The organism is Holospora obtusa F1, assembly GCF_000469665.2.
GTDB lineage: Bacteria > Pseudomonadota > Alphaproteobacteria > Holosporales > Holosporaceae > Holospora > Holospora obtusa.
In genome coordinates, this window is record NZ_AWTR02000032.1 from 1 (window position 1) to 3547 (window position 3547).

General features: G+C 31.7%; 3 protein-coding genes and 1 pseudogene. 2 read left to right on the forward strand and 2 right to left on the reverse strand.

Going from position 1 to position 3547, the window contains the following annotated elements; translation table 11 throughout:
* A partial coding sequence (locus P618_RS01245) for a hypothetical protein (RefSeq protein WP_040458167.1) occupies nucleotides 1-1565 on the reverse strand: 1565 nt, incomplete at its 3' end.
* A 223-nt stretch (nucleotides 1566-1788) separates the two neighbouring features.
* On the opposite strand from P618_RS01245, the gene P618_RS07685 reads away from it, so the two are divergent.
* Complete coding sequence (locus P618_RS07685) at nucleotides 1789-2049, forward strand: hypothetical protein (protein ID WP_024161035.1); 261 nt, start codon at nucleotides 1789-1791, stop codon at nucleotides 2047-2049.
* Nucleotides 2050-2766: 717 nt separating this feature from the next.
* Nucleotides 2767-3129, forward strand: a pseudogene (locus tag P618_RS06445) (transposase); the annotation flags it as partial.
* A 202-nt stretch (nucleotides 3130-3331) separates the two neighbouring features.
* On the opposite strand, the gene P618_RS08345 reads toward P618_RS06445, so the two are convergent.
* Nucleotides 3332-3547, reverse strand: a 216-nt coding sequence (locus P618_RS08345) for a hypothetical protein (protein WP_204365630.1), incomplete at its 5' end; no start/stop codon positions are given.

The following is a 3547-nucleotide window of genomic DNA, read 5'->3' on the forward strand; positions in this document are numbered from 1 at the left end:
AAATCAGCATCTGGGATAAAGCGCCAAAAATTAAGCTGTGAAATTTCTCTGATACTTGCTCGATTTTTTGCACAAACCAGGTGTTTCAGTACCATACTAGAAGTTTCTTTAATGGGGGAAGAAGAAGTAAGTCTATTTCTGTTTAGATCAAAAAACTCATTAAGTTTATTAAAGTTTAATTTTTTTAAACAGTACTCCACAGTATCTTCTTTATTTGAATTTACAAAATGTTCAAGAATTTTGGACGTATTTGTTTTGAACACCTTAAAAACACGAGATTCATTTGTATTCAGCTGATCAAATACTTTTTTTGCATAGACAAAATCTGAATGAGCAATCAAGCTTAAGGCAATCAAAATTTTGTTTTCATAAGATTTTAGAAGAGATTCATCCAAAATCATATCTTCGTTCTTGTAAATATTTTCAAAGTTTACAAATGCTTGATCTAATAAAAGAGAAAGAATACCTGTTGTGTCTGCGTCTTTAAATTGATTCTTTTTTAAATAATCTAATTTTTTTACACACAGATTCCATATTTTTGGAATATCCCCATTTAAAAATTGTATTCGTGAACATAATTGTTCTACAAGTTCTTTACTTTGAACGTAGATCAAGCTTTGTAATAAATCGTTAGTATATCCTCTATAAAACTTTTCACCAACGAAACAATGATTTAAATCAAGCCCCTCTAAGAGTAATTCTAACAACGGTCCATTATTTAAAAGTATTTTTTTTAAAACACTATCTCGATTTGAAAATTTATTTATATAAAATTTTGATTTTTGAATCTTCTTTTTCCAATCTGCTAATTTCAAAATTTCTCTTACAATCTCCAAGGAATGCAAATTAAGATCTTCCCCCGTAAGCACTTTGTTTAGTTCTTTAGGAGATATACTAATAAAATCTTCTCCCCACTCAATAGATTTAAAAAAAATCTCAGAAAGATCGGAGTTACTTTCTTTATGTAATATAGAACCAATGATCAATAACGTTTTTTCTATTTGAAAAAAATCTTTATTTTTTTTGTATTCATTCCAATTATTATTTTTTATAAAAAATTTTGCTAACTCAACATTATTCTTTTGACACAAAACATCCTTTATCAACTCATCGTGATTTCCAAAATGACAATATTTCTGTTTGACGAGATTCAGATCGAAACCATTCATAACGATTTTGGCTACATCTACATGGACTTCATCTGACAATATGTATTTTAAAAAGTGCTTTACATTAACTCTTAGGCCGACTTGACAAAAAGATTGAATTTTTTCTCGTAATACTTTTTTAAAAAGATCGTCTTCGAACGCATTTTTAATGAATTCAACTTCACTCTTTTTTGACAATAATATTTTTATCGCTCTCAAGAAGTCAGCCTCCATCATCTTCTCACTTTTAAGTTGAGCGATGATTTCAGATAAAATTTCATTACTTATATTTTGATCAAATCCGCTTTGCTTTTTGTTTTCTTGAATCTCTATTTTTTCTGTTTCTTTTGCAGAAAAGCTCTTATTTTCTAAAAATATGATCGCTGTTAAAAACAAAAAAATATTTCTTTTTTTCATGTGCTTTTGTATACCTAGATGGCTATGAAATTCGTATATAACAAAAAAAATAAAATGTCAATGTTTTTTTAATTAAATACCTCCCTTACGCCACTCTGCTTATCTGTTTAGTCCCCACAACATGTAATTTTGATTATGATTAAAATTTGACGTGTTACGTTCAAATTTTCATATGATAATATCAAAGGGGGAGCTGATATTTCAATGATTTCAGCTTTCTTTGATGATTACAGTAAAGCACAAAAGTCATCATATGTCACTTCAGCTCATCGAGGTCTTTGTCAAAATAAACCTGTGTTGCGCGTTGTTTGAGGATTCTGTTGATGATTTCGACCTGAGCGTTAGCTCAAGGGTGCTTGAAGTTGGTGAGCCTGTGCTCAATGGTATGCTCCTTTCACATCACATCAAAGGGGGGCGTTTTGTTTTTTGGCTTCAGGTGTTGCGCAAGCAGCTCATAGGTAAATTGCGCCCCCATTGTCTGTAAGAATTTTTGTTATTTTAAAAGGACAATGGGCGATCAGATTTTTCAAAATGCACTTGATTTGTTAACCGATATCTTTGAATGGAGCTCGACATAAACGTACTTTGTGGCCCGCTCAATGGCCATAAAAAGGTCGCATTTCCCTTGATCTGTGAGGACCTTCTGTACTGTCAATATGAACAAATCCCAAAGGGATAAATTTCTTTTTCAGGAGCCGACTCTTCTTTTTTGGATAAATATTTAGTCTTTTGAGGTATCGATACAGATTAGAGCGCATAAGATTGGGAATCTTCTCTTTCAAAGCACTATAAACATCATTAAGCGAAAGCTTAGAAACGCGTCTGAATTCACACACAATCTCTTGCTTCTGTTGCAGATAAAACGCTTTGTCTGTTCAGGGCCAGAGCGTTTATCTTGAACACAACCGGCTTTCTTCCTCTTCAAAACAGTTTTAATAGTGAAGGCCCAGACGCTTTGCTATTTTTAGCGGCGCTCTGTACAGAGTTTTGTATTTTTTTCGGACTCAAAGCGTCGTTTTTGCATTTTCATGCAGTATACTTTCCATACGTTAGCCTCCTTTAGTTCCTTATAGCTTATACCATAAGAATGTGGAACTAAACACTTAATGAATTCACTTTGCTCGGAATGTAAAAATATTCATAAATATTACAAATATCATAAGATCATTGTATTCTTAAAAACTACTGGGAAACAACGCCTAAGAGCAATGTGGAATATATATTAATAAGATGCTACGAAAATGCCTATAGAACGCCCAAAAAAAGAAAGAATCCCAATAACAAACAAAGGCAATTTTATTCAGGAAAAAAGAGAAAGCACACTTTAAAAACCCAAATTGTTGTCGATAAGAAGACGAAACAAGTAATATAAACTGCTTTTGAAAATGGTAATGGATATGATTTTAGAGTATTTAAAGAATCGAAAACAAAGATAAATCCTGATATAAAGGTCATTACTGACCCTGGATATCAAGGGATACAAAAACTGCATAGTAAATCTGCGCTGCAAAAAAAAAGACGAAAAAAATTTGGTCTAAGATTCAATCTGATCACTGGAATTTAAAATTTGGAGTGAGTATAAATGAGTTTCGAAAGAAGTCTATTATTTACTCCCCCCCCTAAACTATGAATTTTTTCGTAATATTTACCGCTCTTTTTACCCACAAGTTTTTCACTTTTTTTTGCGTCTCATCCTCTATCTTTGCAAATGTTTAGCTCTATCCCTCTTCCATCAATGTATACAAGACTTGAAACTGGTATATATTTTATTGCTTCTTGGTATGTATTTCATTTTTCTTTATTTGCTTTCCACATCGGTGAAAACTTTTTTTATAACCAAAGCCTGTGCGCCTTAATTCATAACTGATGTTACGCAGCAATAGTTGATTTTTGCTTGAAATAATCATATTTTTCGTCTGTAAGTTTTTAAGGACAAAAAATGAAACTGGATCTTCTTGATATTTATAGCGACTATTTGATAA

Excerpts from the sequence above, each read along its gene's own strand:
- P618_RS07685 (WP_024161035.1), top strand. The coding sequence starts at position 1,789 with ATGATTACAGTAAAGCACAAAAGTCATCATATGTCACTTCAGCTCATC.